Source organism: Clostridium sp. (assembly GCF_050717515.1).
GTDB lineage: Bacteria > Bacillota > Clostridia > Clostridiales > Clostridiaceae > Clostridium_AD.
Genome location: NZ_JBOITL010000041.1, coordinates 1 through 18,498, shown reverse-complemented (window position 1 = coordinate 18,498; position 18,498 = coordinate 1). Strand labels below are relative to the sequence as shown.

15 protein-coding genes and 2 other annotated features are annotated in these 18,498 nt (G+C 31.9%); of the genes, 11 read left to right on the top strand and 4 right to left on the bottom strand.

Annotation, left to right across the window (positions count from 1 at the left end; all coding sequences use genetic code 11):
- The first annotated feature begins 45 nt into the window (after positions 1-45).
- Entirely contained in the window at positions 46-1,395 is a 1,350-nt protein-coding gene (locus tag ACREV6_RS24120) for an MFS transporter (protein ID WP_431580593.1), read from the top strand.
- Positions 1,396-1,471: 76 nt separating this feature from the next.
- On the opposite strand, the gene ACREV6_RS24115 is transcribed toward ACREV6_RS24120, so the two are convergent.
- On the bottom strand, positions 1,472-3,130 hold the full coding sequence (locus ACREV6_RS24115) for an ABC transporter ATP-binding protein (RefSeq protein ID WP_431580592.1): 1,659 nt from the start codon (positions 3,128-3,130) through the stop codon (positions 1,472-1,474).
- Between the two features lie 140 nt (positions 3,131-3,270).
- Positions 3,271-5,076, bottom strand: a complete 1,806-nt coding sequence (locus tag ACREV6_RS24110) for an ABC transporter ATP-binding protein (protein ID WP_431580591.1) — start codon at positions 5,074-5,076, stop codon at positions 3,271-3,273.
- Positions 5,077-5,385: 309 nt separating this feature from the next.
- On the opposite strand from ACREV6_RS24110, the gene rodA reads away from it, so the two are divergent.
- The 3 genes from rodA (at position 5,386) to ACREV6_RS24095 (ending at position 8,459) form a co-directional block, all read left to right on the top strand.
- Positions 5,386-6,534 (top strand): rod shape-determining protein RodA, encoded by a 1,149-nt coding sequence (gene rodA / locus ACREV6_RS24105; RefSeq protein WP_431580590.1) that lies wholly within the window; start codon positions 5,386-5,388, stop codon positions 6,532-6,534.
- Between the two features lie 227 nt (positions 6,535-6,761).
- Positions 6,762-6,920, top strand: a complete 159-nt coding sequence (locus ACREV6_RS24100; protein WP_431580589.1) for an aspartyl-phosphate phosphatase Spo0E family protein — start codon at positions 6,762-6,764, stop codon at positions 6,918-6,920.
- Positions 6,921-7,253: 333 nt separating this feature from the next.
- A complete protein-coding gene (locus tag ACREV6_RS24095) occupies positions 7,254-8,459 on the top strand; it encodes a BaiN/RdsA family NAD(P)/FAD-dependent oxidoreductase (RefSeq protein ID WP_431580588.1) in 1,206 nt (401 codons plus the stop codon).
- Positions 8,460-8,532: 73 nt separating this feature from the next.
- On the opposite strand, the gene ACREV6_RS24090 is transcribed toward ACREV6_RS24095, so the two are convergent.
- Positions 8,533-8,982: a GyrI-like domain-containing protein gene (locus tag ACREV6_RS24090; protein WP_431580587.1), complete on the bottom strand. Its 450-nt coding sequence runs from the start codon at positions 8,980-8,982 to the stop codon at positions 8,533-8,535.
- A gap of 73 nt (positions 8,983-9,055) precedes the next feature.
- Complete coding sequence (locus tag ACREV6_RS24085) at positions 9,056-10,027, bottom strand: helix-turn-helix transcriptional regulator (protein ID WP_431580586.1); 972 nt, start codon at positions 10,025-10,027, stop codon at positions 9,056-9,058.
- A 206-nt stretch (positions 10,028-10,233) separates the two neighbouring features.
- Positions 10,234-10,461: a binding site (T-box leader), on the top strand.
- Positions 10,462-10,747: 286 nt separating this feature from the next.
- On the opposite strand from ACREV6_RS24085, the gene aspS reads away from it, so the two are divergent.
- The 7 genes from aspS to ACREV6_RS24050 all read left to right on the top strand — a co-directional run bounded on the left by aspS (position 10,748) and on the right by ACREV6_RS24050 (position 18,297).
- Positions 10,748-12,037, top strand: a complete 1,290-nt coding sequence (gene aspS / locus ACREV6_RS24080) for an aspartate--tRNA(Asn) ligase (RefSeq protein ID WP_431580585.1) — start codon at positions 10,748-10,750, stop codon at positions 12,035-12,037.
- A 94-nt stretch (positions 12,038-12,131) separates the two neighbouring features.
- Positions 12,132-13,040: an AraC family transcriptional regulator gene (locus ACREV6_RS24075; protein WP_431580584.1), complete on the top strand. Its 909-nt coding sequence runs from the start codon at positions 12,132-12,134 to the stop codon at positions 13,038-13,040.
- A gap of 99 nt (positions 13,041-13,139) precedes the next feature.
- Positions 13,140-13,396, top strand: a binding site (T-box leader).
- 61 nt (positions 13,397-13,457) lie between these two features.
- Positions 13,458-15,089, top strand: a complete 1,632-nt coding sequence (gene metG / locus ACREV6_RS24070) for a methionine--tRNA ligase (protein ID WP_431580583.1) — start codon at positions 13,458-13,460, stop codon at positions 15,087-15,089.
- 235 nt (positions 15,090-15,324) lie between these two features.
- Positions 15,325-15,840, top strand: a complete 516-nt coding sequence (locus ACREV6_RS24065; RefSeq protein WP_431580582.1) for a GNAT family N-acetyltransferase — start codon at positions 15,325-15,327, stop codon at positions 15,838-15,840.
- A gap of 31 nt (positions 15,841-15,871) precedes the next feature.
- Entirely contained in the window at positions 15,872-16,681 is an 810-nt protein-coding gene (locus ACREV6_RS24060) for a GNAT family N-acetyltransferase (RefSeq protein ID WP_431580581.1), read from the top strand.
- A 367-nt stretch (positions 16,682-17,048) separates the two neighbouring features.
- Entirely contained in the window at positions 17,049-17,618 is a 570-nt protein-coding gene (locus ACREV6_RS24055) for a GNAT family N-acetyltransferase (protein ID WP_431580580.1), read from the top strand.
- Positions 17,619-17,622: 4 nt separating this feature from the next.
- On the top strand, positions 17,623-18,297 hold the full coding sequence (locus ACREV6_RS24050; RefSeq protein ID WP_431580579.1) for a Type 1 glutamine amidotransferase-like domain-containing protein: 675 nt from the start codon (positions 17,623-17,625) through the stop codon (positions 18,295-18,297).
- Positions 18,298-18,498 lie beyond the last annotated feature (201 nt).

Here is an 18,498-nt window from a genome sequence, read left to right as displayed (position 1 = left end):
AATCAATATGCTTAAAAAAATTTAAACGAAAGGTTGATGAAACCAATGGGAAATTTATTTAGTTTTTTGAAACCCGCTTTACCTATTGAGAGATTACCAAAAGAAAAAATTGATCCAGCTTACAAAAAATATCGTTTACAAGTGTTTATAAGTATATATATTGGTTATATGGGTTACTACTTTGTTAGGAGTAACTTTTCACTAGCCAAGATGTACCTCATTCATGAAGGATTTACAAAAACACAACTTGGTTTAGTTGCCTCTGCGCTAGGAATGGCTTATGGTATAAGCAAATTTGTTATGGGTAACGTATCTGATAGGTCCAATGCCAAGTATTTTTTAGGTATCGGGTTAATTTTGTCTGGTATTACAAATCTGTTTTTTCCACTCACCTCAAGTCTTACAGTAATGTTTATATTGATGCTTTTGAATGGATGGGTTCAAGGTATGGGCTGGCCACCATGTGGAAGAGTCATGACCCACTGGTTCTCAGATAAAGAACGTGGACTTAAAATGTCTATTTGGAACACCGCACATAATGTGGGTGGTGGATTTATAGCCGTTATTGCACTTCTTGGTGTTCAAATATTTGGAAGTTGGAAAGGGATTTTTTATTTACCTGCTATTATTGCAATTGTAATTGGAACAATGTATATGGTCTTTGCAAAAGATACACCTCAATCTGTGGGACTTCCTCCTATAGAAGAATATAAAAATGATTACCCTGCTGTAAAGGTAAAAGACAGGGAAAAGGAAATGACTGGAAAAGAAATACTATTTAAATATGTACTCAATAATAAATATTTATGGTATATCGCTCTTGCAAACGGTTTTGTATATATGGTACGATATGGGATTATTAATTGGGCTCCACTATACCTACAAGAAGTAAAAGGTTTTAATGTTAAAGAGTCAGCAATTGCATTTTCATTATTTGAATATGCTGCAATTCCGGGTACTATACTTGTGGGATGGATAAGTGATAAGGTATTCCACGGTCGTCGTGCACCAGTAGGGGTAGCTTGCATGGTAGGTGTTACGGCTGGTGTGTTCATTTATTGGCAATCTTCAAGTATTTTAGCAATAAACATTACCTTAGCTTTAATAGGTGCTTTAATATATGGACCCGTTATGCTTATTGGAGTAAGTGCCTTAGATCTAGTTCCTAAAAAAGCGGCTGGTACTGCGGCTGGTTTTACAGGACTCTTTGGATATCTTATTGGACAAGTTTCAGCTGAAATTGTAATGGGAATGGTAGTAGATAAATACAACTGGGATGGAGGATTCACGCTTCTTATGATTTCTTCTGTACTTGCTATTGTATTTCTATCCCTTACTTGGAACGTACATGATAGGTCAAAACCAGAAGTTAAAGATGTTACTGCTGCAAGTTAAATAGGTACTTAGCATAAAAAATAATCCTTAAAGGGGCTATCTGCCATAGAAAATTCTATAGCGAGATAGCCCCTTTTTATACATTAAATGTAGTATAATACTGTGCCTGAGCTTCCCACATATCTGCATATAGACGGCAATTTGAAAGCAATTTATCATGAGTGCCTATGCCTACGATTCTACCCTCTTTCATAACAACAATACGGTCAGCAAATTTAATAGAACCTAATCTGTGAGTTACTACCACCGCAGTCTTATCCTTTGCAATCTCTGCAAATCGCTTATATATCTTGGTTTCTTCTACTGGATCAATAGCTGCAGTAGGCTCATCTAATATTATCAGTTCATGCTCTCTATAAAAGCCCCTAGCAATTGCTACTTTCTGCCACTGGCCGCCTGACAAATCTACACCATCAAATTCTCTAGATAGCATGGTGTCATATCCATTTGGAAAAATCTCAGTATTTGTTTCAATTCCAGCTTGCGTAGTAGCATTTTTTATATCTTTCTGTGTCTTTGAATCAGCTTCCATTTCACTCATAGTAATATTATCCGACAAACTGAGCTGATACCTTTGGTATTTCTGGAATACACCGGAAATGCCTGTAAACAACGCACTTGGTGTAAAATCTTTTGTGGATTTATTATTATGCAGTACCCTACCGTTTTTCGGAAGATACAATCCTGCACACAACCGAATCAATGTAGATTTACCGGAGCCATTTTCACCTACCACGGCAATTGTTTCACCACTGTGAATTGTAAGATTAACATTTTCTACTGCATTCCTATTTGAAAGTGGGTAGGAAAAACTGACGTCTTCTAAAATGATATCTCCATGAAAGGTTTTTCCCTGTATCTTTTCATCTTCGCCTCTCTCTGGAAGGTCTAAAAATCTTAAGTAGTTTTGTATTTTTCCAAAATTCTCTGCATAATATCCTAATCGTCCGCAAATAACATCTTCCATCATATTAAACATGCTGCCAACAGAAGCGAATACAGCCGCAAAAGCACCTACAGTGATCTGCTGCATCATCAAGGCATCAAACAGCATCCATAAGATACCAAGGTACCCGGCAAGTGACACCATCTTCATACTAAGTTCTATCAAATTCGTCTTTACTTCCGCCTTCCATTTTAAATGGTTCATCTGAACCAAGGTTTCTTTAAGTAGTCGCATAAAATACGGACAAGCGCCTAATATACGGGTTTCTTTAAGATACTCCCTGTCTGCTAGACAGTTTTCATAGTATTGGCCTTTTCTTCTAAGAGTTGCTGAATCATCTTCTAGTTCTGCAAATACCTTTACCCGTAACAGCTGGGTAAGTAATACTGGAAAAAAGACTAAAAGCAGAGACGCCGCTAAAATTGGTTTTAATGTAAAGAGATATACGCCCATAAATAGAAAATATGGAACATACAAAGTCATAATGTCTGTAATGGTATTGATAAAATTCTTAGCAAATTTTACTCCCAAATAAGATTTGTTAATATCATCTAATATTTCTGTATTCTCAAAACAAATGGGATCTAATCTAGCCATTTTCATATTTATGATGTGAGAAAGTTTTCCCGTGGTTTTCACGTCATAAGTTTCACCTATAAAATTGGCAACTCCACTAGCGATTTGTTCTAATACTTTTACTGCTGATAAGAGTATCAATGCTAATACAGCAGCTTTTAATGTACCTTTATTAGCTGCTAAATCTGTTACGCTATCAAATAATCTTTGCATAAAAAAAATTGATACCGCAAAGAAAGATCCATTAAAAAAAAAAAATTATGCAATTTAAAATAAATAGTCTAGGAGAAACGGATACTACCTGGGGCAAAATCCTTACTATCATGGTCCATACAGATATTTGTTTATTTTTCTTACTCATTATACCAACTCCTTTGTGCCTCAAACATTTCTGCATAAATGCCGTTTTTATGCAGAAGTTCCGCGTGGCTACCTCGTTCCGCAATAATGCCCTCGTCTACTACTAATATTTCATCTGCAATCCTTGCAGCTCCAAGTCTATGGGTAATAAGAATGGTTGATTTTCCTTTGCTTACTTTTTCAAACAGTGCATATACCTTACTCTCACTGATTGGATCAAGTGCCGCAGTGGGCTCATCCAGAATATATATAGGTGCATTGTGTGCCAAAGTACGGGCAATAGCAACCCTCTGCCACTCACCACCGGATAAATCCACACTGTCCTCTAAAAGTTTACCTAGAGGTGTATCAATACCTTTTGGTAGCTTATTAATAACCTCATTTAGCTCCATGGAGTCTAATGCATTTTCTACCAAAGCTTTCTGTTTATCCTCTTTGTGAAATTCGCCACAATTACCCAAAATCACATTGTCCTTAACAGTCACATAATACTTCGCAAAATCCTGATACACCACTGAGAAATAAGCCTTTAACTGTTCTTGGGTAAAGCTTCTGAGATTTTTACCGTTAATCAGTATCTCACCTTCGTAATTGTCATACAAGCCAGTGAGAAGCTTTGTAACAGTTGTCTTACCTGCTCCGTTCTTTCCAACAAAAGCATATTGTTTATTATTTTCCAAACGCATGGATAGACCCTTTAGAATCTTTCTGTCAGTTCCAGGATAAGAGAAATGTACATTTTTAAATTCTATGCTCTTAAAGGGAATCTTCTGCAGGGATATATCAGGTAATGCATCCGCACCCTCAATTTCTTTAATATTTGAAAAGGTTGTAAAATCTCCTAAATACAGTTTATTTTTTGCATATTCTTGCATGACAAAAGATAATTCCCAGGACATCTGCTGTACAAGACTAAAAGCAGCGGTAACTAAACTCATATACATACCAACGGTAATCTGCCCACTGCTTACAGGTGTAAGCAGTACCAGTGCAATAGCCATGGATAAAAATGCAGTAATGATACCTCCACTATTCATTCTAATAAAATTACGTTTCATTGCTTTGTACTCTATTTTACGTGCAGTTTCAAACCTATCAAACCACATTTTATCTATGGCATGGCTATATCCAAATAAGGCACGTTCTTCTACATTTTCTCTTGAAGAAAGGACTTCCTTTAAATAATCAGCCTTTCTTGTATATTTCTCTGCCTCTGTATATGCTTCATAGTCAACTTGTCCACTTTTAAACGCTAATGTAAAAAGCGGAAATGCAATTGCTACAATGGCAATAGTTACCCACCATACTTGTGTAACAATTATCAGCATAAGTGAAACAATTTTCACTCCATACTCTAGGATATTTAACAGATTGTCAAACCCTTTCACCATTTGTTCAGAGGGGTCTTCACCTACTCTTGTAATCAATTCCCAGATGTCATTATTCTCGATATACTCATAAGCCAGACGGCTACGTTTTTTTACCACTGCTAGACGCATGCCTTCGTTCATTTTTAAATCAATTCTTAATTTCACAAAAGCCAGTAGCAGGGAGGATAACCATGAAAATGCGACTAGCACCATGATTTGAAATAAGGGGAGGTAAATATTTGCTATACCTCCATTTTTAAAAATATGGATGGCTGTATCTACAAATGTAGCTGTTGCTAATACTTGAAGACTTGGAATAGTGGCCACAAAAACTCGTAAAAACATCATACATATTACAGGAATGGGTGCAATCTTTAAAGGTATTCTAATATAATCAATTACCTTATACTTTTTATTTTTAATTTCCACAATTAGCCCTCCTTGTTAATTAATTTCCCGATTTACTATATAATACAACGATTTTAAGGAAAAAAATGTATTATATTGGAGCGATTTACATATAATTATTGTGCTTTTTGTTCTATATATGTAAATATATTCTATAATTATAAATATACCTAAAAGTAGCTTTAATTTTTTTAGAAGTCTTTAATATTGTGTTGTATTTAACTTATTTAAGGTTATATTTTAAGAAAAATATGCCTTAATTCTCAAATTATATGATATACTGCTAAGTATGAATATACTGCTAAGTATGTGATATACAAGGAGGATAATATGCTTCAGATGTTTAGAATTAATAAAAAGTTATTTAAACAACTAGATTTTGGCATAATAATTATTTGTATAATTATTGTGTTATTTGGTTCGTTAAATATTTTAAGTGCAACTCAACATCTTTATAAAGGAAATAATATGGGTAGCACCGTTTTAAATTTTCATTTTCTTAAGATGCACTTGGCATGGCTTGTGATAGGGTTGTTTGTAATGTATTTAATAATTCTTATAGATTACAAAGTCATTCAAAGTTATGCAAATATAATATATTGGGGGGGCATATTCCTACTTATACTTAATGCAATAATGCCAGTCAGGGTTAATGGAGCAGAGTCATGGCTAAAAATTGGACCGTTACCACAATTTCAGCCCTCGGAATTTGTAAAGATTGCATTGATAATTATGATTGCTAAACAATTAGAGGAAATGGAAGGCAATATAAATAATATTAAAAACTTTCTTAAACTTTCTGTTTATGCTATTATTCCAGTGGTTTTTTTATTAAAGCAGCCTGATATGGGAATGACTATGTTTTTTTTCTTTATCCTTTTAGGCATGTTTTTTATGGCTGGGCTAAATTCTAAGGTTATTGTTGGTGGCTTAATAGGTGTGGCTGGTACTGTAGCATTAGTTTGGAATTCAGGGTTAATTAGAATTTATCAAAAGAATAGGTTGGTATCTTTTTTAGATCCGGATTTAGATCCCATAGGTACTGGTCATCAACTGAGGATGTCTCAAATTGGAATAGGTAAGGGTGGACTTTTTGGTACTGGATTTTTAAAAGGCGCCTGGGCGGCAGTTGGAAGTACCCCTGAATCCAGCACAGATTGTATTTTTTCAGTGGTGGGAGAAGAGTGGGGGCTTATTGGTGTAATTTTTCTTCTAACTATGTATGGATTATTAATTTATAAGCTAGTTAAAATTGCTAAAGAGTCTAAGGATATATTTGGTACAATGTTAACTGCGGGTATTATATCTATGTTCTTGTATTCTATTTTACAGAATATAGGTATGAATATAGGTATTATGCCTATTACAGGACTTACTCTTCCTTTTATGAGTTTTGGAGGAAGTTCAATGATTACAACTTTTATATGTATTGGTCTTGTTTTAAACGTAGGCATGAGGAGAAAGAAAATCAATTTTTAGGACCAATAAAATCCTGGACAGAGATGTCCAGGATTTTTTATGTCTTAATATTTAGAATATGAATGTAGCAATCTGTAGTGCTCTATTAATTATTAAACTTTAATATTTTGTAAGGGAAAAGTTAAAATTAATAACTTATCTTTTTTTTATTTGAAAATTAGTTAAAATATTGAAATATATGTTGCAATTGGATGCGTAATGTATTATTATTAAAATTGTGAGTTTTTATGAAAAGAGTGATAATTATGAATGAGCAAATGGAATTAGTTAGAAACAAATTAGAAAAATTAATAGCAGTTACTGGAAGCCTTGTTGATAATGAGGTTGTTTCTTTAAGTCAGGAACTGGACAAGCTTATTTTTCAATATTATTTATGTGAAAATTAAATATAGATAAATATAAATTTATCCCTCTGGATTAATAAGGGGGAATTTTTTATTTTGGTAAAAATTTTAAAATTTAAATATTTGAGAATAGCTTGTATAACTGTATTGGAAAATCCCAATGCAGTTTTTGTTTTTTTGAGTTAGGATTAACATCGGGTAAAAGTATAAAAAGTGTGTACAAGAATAAATTGATTTTAGTTTGCCCATGAAATCATTTAAACATATACACTTTCATATTTTTCATATATAATTGGAACTTACAATGGTGGGTTTGAATGTGGTTAAATCTAATTTAAATGGAAATAGAAAAACGAAACTTAGTGGGGTGTATGTATGTCAAAAGTTATTGTTGTTGGCGGAGGGCCTGCTGGTATTATGGCAGCCATTAGTTCAGCAAAAAATAGTGAAGTTATATTAATAGAAAGAAATAAAGAAATTGGTGCCAAGCTAAGACTGACAGGTGGAGGCAGATGCAATATCACAAATAATAGAGATATAGAGGAATTTTTTGATAAAATAGTAAGTAATAAGAAATTCTTATATAGCGCTCTTTATACATTTTCAAACCATCAACTTTTAGAATACTTTAAAGGAAATGGATTAGAATATAAGGAAGAGCTTGACCAAAAGGTATATACCAAAAGTAATAGGGCCGATGAAGTTATAGAATTATTAAAGGTTGATTTAGAAAGAAATAAAGTTAAGATTATGTATAACAGTAAAGTTCAAGAGTTAATAGTTGAAGATGGAGAAATTAAAGGGGTAGTAACTGATGATGGCAAGCGGATTCTAGGGGAAAAGGTAATTGTTACAACAGGAGGAAAGAGCTATCCAGATTCTGGTTCAGATGGGTCTATGTTTGAAGTATTAAGGAAGAATGGGCACACTATAACTCCTTTATATGCAGCCTTAATTCCATTAGTTATAAAGGAAGAGTTTGTTAAGAGCCTGCAAGGTGTTGCAATGAAGGATGTTGTAATTTCAGCTAAGATTAAAAAAAGTAGAATAGAGAAGTTTGGTGATATGATATTTACTCATTTTGGAATATCAGGACCAGCGGTATTAAAGCTTTCATCTTATATAAGTAAAGCGTTAGCAGAGGGAGAAGTCGAAGTTACTTTAGATTTTTTAAGGGATAAGTCTAAGGAGGAAATATCAGAGATTATGAGGAGTAGTCTAAATAAAACTGTGCTTAATAATTTAAAAGGTACTCTTCCACAAAATTTCTTAAAAGAAATTTTTGATCTGTTAGGACTAACCGAGATTAAGATTAGTGATTTAAAGAAGATAGACGAGAATAAGATAATTGAGTATATGAAGCAAATGAAGCTAACAGTTAGAGAAACATTATCAATTAAAGCAGCTCAAGTGACTTCAGGTGGCGTTAAAGTCAAAGAAATAAATGCTTCAACTATGGAATCAAAGCTTATAAAAAATCTTTATTTTGCAGGAGAAGTTATAGATATTGATGCTGAAACAGGTGGATATAATCTTCAAATGGCATTTTCCACAGGATACTTAGCAGGAAGTAATGAATAAATCAAATAAATTGTAACTTAGTAAAAAGCCATAAGAAGTTAATTTCTTATGGCTTTTTATAGAATAAAAAATATTACTTAATAGGGACATATATGTCAAATTCTCCATTGTTCATAAATCTTTCATCGTATACTTCTAGTTGTGGTCTATATTCTATTTCATACCCTGAGGCTGGAACTAAATTGGTAAATATATTATTGTAAAACTCACCTAAATCTTTTATAGCTCCTCTATAAGTATAAACCAAGTGTCTACCCTCTGGAACAACCTTTGTTATCATACCTTCTGGTACATCTAGAAAGCTGTCTACTTCTACGCAAGCAGTATAGTGAAATCTACCCTCTGAATCCATTCCACAATCACATATACCATAACAGAGCATGGACTTACTTTTTTGATTTATGTCTTTGCAGTTTTTGTTAAATGCTTCCCAAAGGGTAGCAATTTCACCATTACTATTGTTTCCAAAGTAAGGTATACCTACAGCCTTAAACCCTTTTATGCTTACTATTTTTGCTTCCATAACTATGACCTCCATCTATTTATTTAATATGTTAATTATATCAAGTAATCATTGCCAACAGTATGTCAGGAATTTATTTAACCTTATATAACTTTAAAATTTTATTTATTTTTCTAATTACATAATCTCTAAGTTCTATAGGTTCTAAAACCTCAATCCGATCACTTAAAGGAAAGATTACATTACAGGCAGTTTGAAAACTTATCATATCTATATCGTAAACCCAATTATCTGCAACTTTTATGGAAGAGAGTACATAAAAGCCTTCAAGGGTTCGCTTCTTTTCTTCATAGAGTTTAATTTTAACAGGATATGAATTATGATCTACCTTAAGGTATGCTTGTCTTATAAATTGATGCTTACTATTTTCCCAAAACTCTTCCAGAGAAAAGTTTAGAGGCATACCGAAACTTTCAGTTAACACTTCAATATTTTCAATTCTGCTGCACTTAAAAATCCTAATCTCATTTTTAAATTCACAAAAGGCTATTACATACCAATCCGAATTTTTTACCACTGCACCATAAGGTCGGATAATCCTTTCAGATACTTCTCCATCATATTTTTTATAGTGGATTTTTAACTTCTTTAAATTAAGTACTGATTTTTTAATTATATCTACATTCTGATTTTCTATTCTTTTTCCCCACCAAGGGTCTGAATCAATAAAGAATTTTTCTTTAGCCTTAATAATTTCTTCTTTATGCTCTTTTGATACAGTATTTTCAAGCTTAATAATGGAATTTTTAAGCTGTTGTGCCATTTCAGTGTTTTTTTCTGAGTGGATACCCATACTTGAAAGTAATAGATTAACTACATCTCCACTCTCTAAGTCATTTGAATCGATTTTATAGTTCTCCATAAAAGAAAAACCTCCATTAGGACCTGGAACTGACAAAATAGGAATACCTGTTTCGCATAATATATCCATATCTCTGTATATGGTTCTTTCTGAGGTTTCAAGTATTTTAGCTAAGGTTCCAGCTTTCATTATTCCTCGGGAATTAAGTAGCATAATAATTCCCAGTAGCCTGTGAAGTCTCATGAGATCACACTCCTATTATCATTTTTTTTATTGATTAAAATACCACATGTGAAAATATGATTTTATTAAAGGTAAGCACGTAACATTCCTTATAATTATTATAAGGAATTAAACAATTTAATTATATAGTGGCAAGGGCTTAATATACAAAAAACTTTATATTGACAATTAAAAAAATAAGAGGTAATATATAGAAAATGAATATTCAGAATTCTTTGAAGGGAATAGTAAATATTATCTTAGTATCCAAAGCGAGTAGAGGACAGTGAGAGCTCTACGAGAAAAGTAATATTGAAGTGACATCCTGGAGATACTTATTTGAAATATATAGTAGGATAAGTCGGATTCCACCGTTAAAGGGATTAAAGATGACTTAGTTGATTATAGCTTTGTCAAATTAGGATGGCACCGTGAATACAACTTTCGCTCCTATTATGGAATGAAGGCTTTTTTTTATTTAACGCAGTTTCAACGTAATGGTTGGGGGTGGGTGGTGACAATAGATGAGGCCGAATCTACGGAAAGAGAGCTACTCTATTGATGGTGTTTAATATTTGATAAATTTGAATTAATGAAGTTAAACAAGGGTGGTACCGCGAGAATTTTGCCCCTTGAGCTTATTGCTCAAGGGGCTTTTATTCGTTAATTTAGAAATTTAAATTATATAGTAAAGAGCGCTGGTATTTTTAATAATATATTATTTTTGAGGAGGAAAAAATTATGGGTAGAATTATGGTAAATGAATTAGAAAATCACATAAATAAGAAAGTTGAAATAAATGGTTGGGTATATCGTGTAAGAAAGTTAAAAACTATTACATTTATTATTCTAAGGGATAGAACTGGTCTGGTGCAATGTGTTGTAGAAAATAGTTGTATGGATATTAGTGGAATAAAATTAGAGTCAGTTGTATCAATAATTGGAGGAGTTAAAGAAGGTAATAATGCGTTAAATTCTTTTGAAATATTAATTGAGAAAATTCAAGTGATTAACAGCTCGATAGGAGAATTACCAATTGAAATAAATAAGGATGAATTAGAAATAAATTTAGATACTATGTTAAATAACAGAGTACTAAGTTTAAGACATGCAAAAGTAAATTCAATATTTAAAATTCAAAATATTATAGTTGGAGGGTTTAGACAATTATTAATTGATGAAGGGTTTACGGAGATATTTACCCCTAAAATTGTTGCAGAGGGGACAGAGGGTGGAACTGATATGTTCCAAGTGAAATACTTTGAAAATATAGCGTACCTTGCTCAAAGTCCTCAATTTTATAAACAAATGATGGTTGGAGCTGGTTTTGAGAGAGTTTTTGAAGTAGCGCATGTGTATAGGGCAGAGCAACACAATACCACTAGACATTTAAATGAATATATAAGTATGGACCTTGAAATGGGATTTATTAAAGATGAAGAAGATATTATGGAAATGGAAGAAAGGTTATTAAAGTTTATATTAAATAAAGTAGAAGAAGAGGGTAAAATATATTTAGAAACGTTAAATGCAGATATGCCAAAGATAGAAGATAAAATACCGAAAATTAAATTTAGTGAAGCTCTAGAAATATTAGAAAAAGAATATAATAAAACAGATTTAGATGGAGACTTAGACCCAGAAGGAGAAAAATTAATTTGCAGATACGCTAAGGAGAAGTTAGGCTGTGACTTTGTATTTTTAACTCATTATCCAAGAAGAAAAAGACCTATGTACACTATGCCTTATGGGGAGGAAGAAACAAGAAGCTTTGACTTATTATTTAGAGGTGTTGAGATTACTACTGGAGGACAAAGAATTCATGATTATAATATGTTAATAAAAAACATTGAATACAAGGGCTTAGTTCCAGAAAATTACGAAAATTACACCTCATTATTTAAATATGGAATGCCTATTCATGGAGGGCTTGCTATAGGACTAGAGAGAATAACAGCACAATTATTGTGCCTTGAAAATGTTAGAGAGGCATCTCTTTTTCCTAGAGATAGAACAAGACTTGTGCCTTAAGTATATTCTGAATAAGCTTACAATATTGTGCATGAAATGCAAGGCGTTCCAGAAACATATCTGATAAACTAATAATTGCAAGGAAGGTGTATAGATGGATTTGCTAAAAAAAATGAATGATGCATTAAATTATATTGAGGATAATATGCTTAGTGATATTGATTATTCTAAAGTTGCAAGGGTAGCTTGCTGTTCTGTTTATAATTTTCAACGTATGTTTTCATTTATAACTGATGTGTCATTATCTGAATATATTAGACGTAGACGGTTAACGCTTGCCGCATTCGAATTTCAAGACAGTAATGTAAAAGTAATTGATCTTGCACTTAAGTATGGTTATGAATCACCAGAAGCATTTGCTCGTGCATTTCAAAATATTCATGGCGTGACACCCACAGTAGCAAGGAATATGGGTGTAGAGCTTAAGGCTTATCCTCGCCTATCCTTTCATATTTCGATTAAAGGAGCTGTAGAGATGAATTATAGAATTGAGAAAAAAGAAGCATTTACGATTTTTGGTGTGGAGGGGGTTTTTACAACAGAAAACGAAAAAAATTTAGTGGAAATACCTAAATTTTGGAGTGAAGCTATGGAGAACGGAACAATAGATAAGATAGCTGATGCTACAGGTGAGAATTGGAATAATAAGCATGAGCTTTGTTCCGTTAATGCAGTATGTGATTATCGTGAAATAGGCGGAAGTAGATTTGCGTATATGCTTTGTGCATTTAAAACCTCTAAAAGTGTTACTGAAGGTTTTACCGTAGTTGATATTCCAGCTGCTACCTGGGCAATATTCACCTCAGAAGAATATGGAGAGGGAGAAATTGCTAGTGCTACTCAGGACTTAGTAAAGCGTGTATATACTGAATGGTTACCAACAGCAGGTTATGAAAAATTAGATGGCTATGAATTTGAAATGTATTATACTAAAGAAAATGGTAAAAATTATACTGAAACATGGATAAGAGTAGCTAAAAAGGTGTATGAAAATACTTATTAGAGAAGTAGGGTTTGGATATAAAGTCATATTAAAAGCGTGAAATTTATAGCTTGACAATCAATTTAATGAGCGTATAATAAAATTAATTAAATATTATTCATAAATGTTAAGAAAAGGAAAGTAACTTTAAAAATACTTATACAGAGAGTTCTTGTTGGTGAGAAAGAGCAAAGGATATTAAGGAGAAAATGGCCTTGGAGCGGTGCACCGAAATTCTAAGAATTTAGGCTGCAACGGGTTCACCCGTTATAGTGACAAAAGTATAATCACGTAATCGTGACGTACTTGATGAGGCCTATATTGTGAAATATAGGTGAATTAGGATGGTAACGCGAAGTTTAACTCTCGTTCCTAAGATTTATTTCTTAGGTTCGGGAGTTTTTTATTTTGCAAAAAATTATTAGGGAGGTATTTTACATGAATATTTTTATTGGAGGAGCATGGCCTTATGCAAATGGGTCACTACACATAGGGCATATTGCAGCACTATTGCCAGGGGATGTAATAGCAAGGTATTATAGAGCTAAAGGAGATAATGTATTTTACGTTTCAGGAAGTGATTGTCATGGAACACCTATTGCTATAAGGGCTAAAAAGGAAAATATATCAGCTAAATCTATTGTAGATAAATATCATGATGAATTTAAATATTGTTTTGATAAATTAGATTTTTCTTATGATTATTATTCAAGAACTGATGATGAATATCATAAACAAGAGGTTCAGACATTAATTAAGCTTTTATACGAAAAAGGATTGATTTATGAAAAAGAAGTAGAACAACTTTATTGTGAACATTGCAATCAATTTTTGCCGGATAGATATGTAGAAGGTATATGTCCAAATTGCAAAAGCATTGCTAGAGGGGATCAATGTGATAACTGTTCAAGTTTATTAGAACCATTAGAATTATCAGAAAGAGTATGTAAACTTTGTGGGAATGAACCTATAGTAAAATTTTCCAAGCAAATATATTTTGAGTTGTCAAAATTTGAAGGTGAGATAAGAAAGCATTTAGAAAGTTCTAAAGAGAATTGGAGAATAAATGCAGTAAATAATACAGAGAGATATTTGAAAGAAGGATTAAAAGATAGAGCTATATCAAGGGATTTATCTTTAGGAATAGATATTCCAATTAAGGGGTATGAGGATAAAAAAGTTTATGTATGGATAGATGCTGTGTTAGGTTATTTTACTGCATGCAAAAAATGGGGAGAAGAAAACAATAAAGACTTTACAAAGTTTTGGAAGAGTGAAAGTATTTCTTATTATATTCATGGGAAAGATAATATACCTTTTCATTCAATTATTCTTCCAGCGCTTTTAAGTGGTATAGGATATAAAAAAATGCCTGATAAAATTATATCTAGTGAATATGCAACCCTTGAGGGCAAAAAAATATCAACTAGTAATAATTGGGCTGTATGGATACCAGATATTATTGAAAGATATAATAGTGATTTGATAAGATACTTTTTTATAGCAAATGCTCCTGAGAAAAGAGATGCGGATTTTTCATGGAGAGAATTTATAAATAATAATAACGGTGAATTATTAGGTGCTTATGGGAATTTAGTTAATAGAACTTTAGTATTTGTTAAGAAATATTTTAATAATATAATTCCAAATGGAATTGTAAATGAAGAAATTAGAAGAAATGTAGAGCAGCTATATAAAAGTGTGGGTAGCAGTATTGAGAAAGGAAATTTAAAAATGGCTATTGAGGAGGTATTTGAATTTATTAGAAGTATAAATAAATATTTTGATGAGAAAAAACCATGGATTACTGTTAATAGCAATAATGAGGAGTGTAGTGACAGCATTTATAATTGTTTATTTTCAATAATAAATATAGCAAATCTATTAAATCCATTTTTACCCTCATCTTCGCATAAGGTAAAAACTTGGTTAGGATGTGATGTTAGTAACTGGAGATGTGTTGATTTGAAAGCTAATATTGTTATAGGGGAGTTTGAATTATTGTTTGAAAGGTTAGATAAAAAACTAATTGATGAAGAGTTGAATAGATTGAAGGAAAGTCTAAAATAGAAGTATAGAAAATAATTTATAAATATCCAAATAAAATAATTATTTCCAAAAATGTATTGACAATGTATTTGTAAGATTGTAATATATTATTATATTCAGTGAGTGTACCTAGTTTGTACTAGCGGTACAGGGATCATCCTACACGTAGATAACTCTACGGAGTCACTTCTTAAGTGATTTCGTGGAGTTTTTTTTGTTTATAAAAAGAAAAGTAAAATAGAATGGAGTGATAAAATTGAAACTTGAGTTATTAAGAGCTAACAATGAGATGGAAGAACAATATTATGATTTTATTAATGAATGGGAAAACTGTGGAGAAGAAATAACCCCCTATGGTGCAAGATTATTGGGTATGAATTATATAACATGGCTTACGCACACTAATAAAATGGAAAAGGTGGATACTTGTCCAGCACACTTAGTTCCATCACACATGTATTTTCTGGTTTTAGAAAATAAAAGAATTATAGGAGCAATAAATATTAGGCACTATTTAAATGACTACTTACTTAGTTTTGGTGGGAATATTGGTTATGGTATTCGTCCATCAGAACGAAAAAAAGGATATGCCACATTAATGTTAGCTATGGCGTTACCTATAGCAAAAGAACTTGGAATTAGTAAAGCTTTAGTTACTTGTGATAAAAATAATTTAGGTTCTGCCAAAACAATCACAAATAATGGCGGAGTTTTAGAAAATGAAGTTATAGAAGAGGGGGAAATAACTCAAAGATATTGGATAGAGGTATAGGTTGTAGGATAGAATTTATGGGGGGATTAATATGTTTACATCATTTGTTAAGGAAGAAGGAGTTTTAAATAAAAAGACATTTTTAGATTGTGAGGTTCAATTTAATCTCTTCCATAGGATTATTGAAGGAAAAGAACTTATTGCATTAAAAACAAAGGATGGTAATGTAATAGCTATGCAGAATCCAGGTCATGCAATGTGGATATGGGTTAATGAAGTACTTGAAGGGTTAGAAGTTAACAATGTAGTTAATTCATTATGTAATATAATAAAGGATAATAATATAAGTGAAATATCAGGACAAGTAGAAATAGTAAAAAGAATAGCCAAGCAATATTCAAACCTATTTGGTGTATCTTATAAAATATCTATGAGAATGCAGTCATATAAGTGCCTAGAGGTTATTAGACCACAAAATGTTCAGGGGGAATTAATAAGAGCAGAGTTGTGTCATGTTGGTATTGTTGCAGAATATTGTAAAGGTTTTGCTTTTGATAGCTTTGAAAAAATAGTAACAAAAGAAAGTCAGGTTTCTGGAGCAGAAAGCTTAGTAAAATCAGGCGATTTATTTTTATGGCAGGTAAACAATAATGTTGTTTCAATGGCAAATATAGCACATCGTTCTATGAGACATGCTCGTATAAATAGTGTATATACTCCTAATGAACAAAGAAAAAAAGGGTATGCATGTGCATTAATGGCTGAATTAAGTTTTAATGTACTGAAAGAAAGACTAACACCAATGTTATACACGGATATAACGAACCCTGATTCAAATAAGGTGTATAAAAGTATTGGATATAAGGAATGTGGGAGAATTGATGAAATTCATTTTGTTTAACGATATTTAATTTTTATATAGAAAACAGACAATATGCCACTTGCCATGTGGGTGGCACTTTTGAAAGGAGTTGATTTTATGAAATATCCGTTGCCGCTTAAAAAAGGAGATATTATAGGAATTACTGCGCCATCTATGGGCGTATTAGGGGTTATATATATAATCTAACAGAAAAAGTTATTTGGAAGTCGCTAATCGAAGACCGTAAATTTACCACCTCAATTAACATTAATAAATGGTTCTTATGCAGAAGTTTTTTATGATAATGGTAGAGGATCAATAAAGCAACAAATGGTATAAATACATTATGATAATACTGTGGTACTAATGTACGCCATTACTATATTAATAACGGAGGGGAATATAAATGAAAAGAATAGAAGACGTTTTTTATGAATTACCATATCTTGAAACTGAAAGATTGATATTAAGGAAAATAAGTATAGATGATAGAGAGGATATGTTTAATTATGCGTCAGATCCAGAAGTTTCTAGATATACTGCATGGTCTGAACATAAGATTTTAAATGAAACAGAAGAATTTATATTGAAAATTATAAGTGAATATGAAAATAGGAGAGGTATGACCTGGGGAATAGTATGTAAGGATAATATGAAATTTATTGGGACTTGTGGTTTTATGCGATGGAGTCCAGGACAAGCAATTGGTGAGCTTGGATATGCGTTATCTAGGGCATATTGGAATAATGGATATATGACAGAAGCTGTTAAGAGATTAATAGTGTTTGGTTATGAGCAGATGGATCTAAATAGAATCGAGGCAAGATGTATTGTAGATAACGTAGGTTCAGCTAAAGTAATGGTTAATTCAGGTATGAAGTTTGAAGGGATACTTAGACAGCAATTGTATGTTAAAGGGCATTTTCATGATATTAAAATACACTCTATGGTGAAAAGTGATATGTTAAGGAGATGATATTATGGGTACATTAGTTTTGCTTAGTGATTTCACTGAAAATGATAATATAGATTTTAAAAATAGTGTAAGAAAGCTTTTTTCAGATAAGAAATACATTTTAACATATATTGCATCAATGACAGATATAGAACTTAAGTATTATAAAATGAATAAAGAAAGCTTAAGCGAATACGGTAATTTTGAATTTCATTATTTGGATATTGATGAATTTTATAACCCAGATAATATAGAGGAATTATTTAAATCGGATGTTATATATCTTTCAGGTGGAAACACATATTATTTCTTAAACAATTTGAAGAAAAGAAATTTAATAAATAGGCTTAGAATATACGTTGAAAATGGAGGGTGTATTTTTGGATTAAGTGCTGGTGCAATAATGATGTCAAAGGATATTTCAGCTTCACAATTTGGTGATGAAAATGTAGCTTACTTAACAGACTTATCCTCATTAGATTTAGTAGATTTTGATTTTATGCCTCATTGGAATCAAGATAGTAGCTATTTAAATGATTTAAAAGAGTACACGAAAAATAAAGGAAGAATTTGTTATATATGTAATGATGGAGATGGAATTATAGTAAAAGATAATGAAACAAAATTTTATGGAAATATAAAAATTATAGAAAATGGAATATTTAACAACATTTCAGAGGAGAATCTCCCGCTTCTATAGGTACAAATATTTGGAATATATATTCTGAAACAACGCAACCGCATAATTTTAATTTATTAAAAAGCCATAAGAAATAAAGTGGACCCTGTGTCAAGGACATTTTAAAAAAAGAGCCTTAAGACTACCCTTAATGTCACAATTGTGATATAAGGGTATTTTTTTTATATTTTTATAGGGTACTCACCTGTTTTTAAATATGAG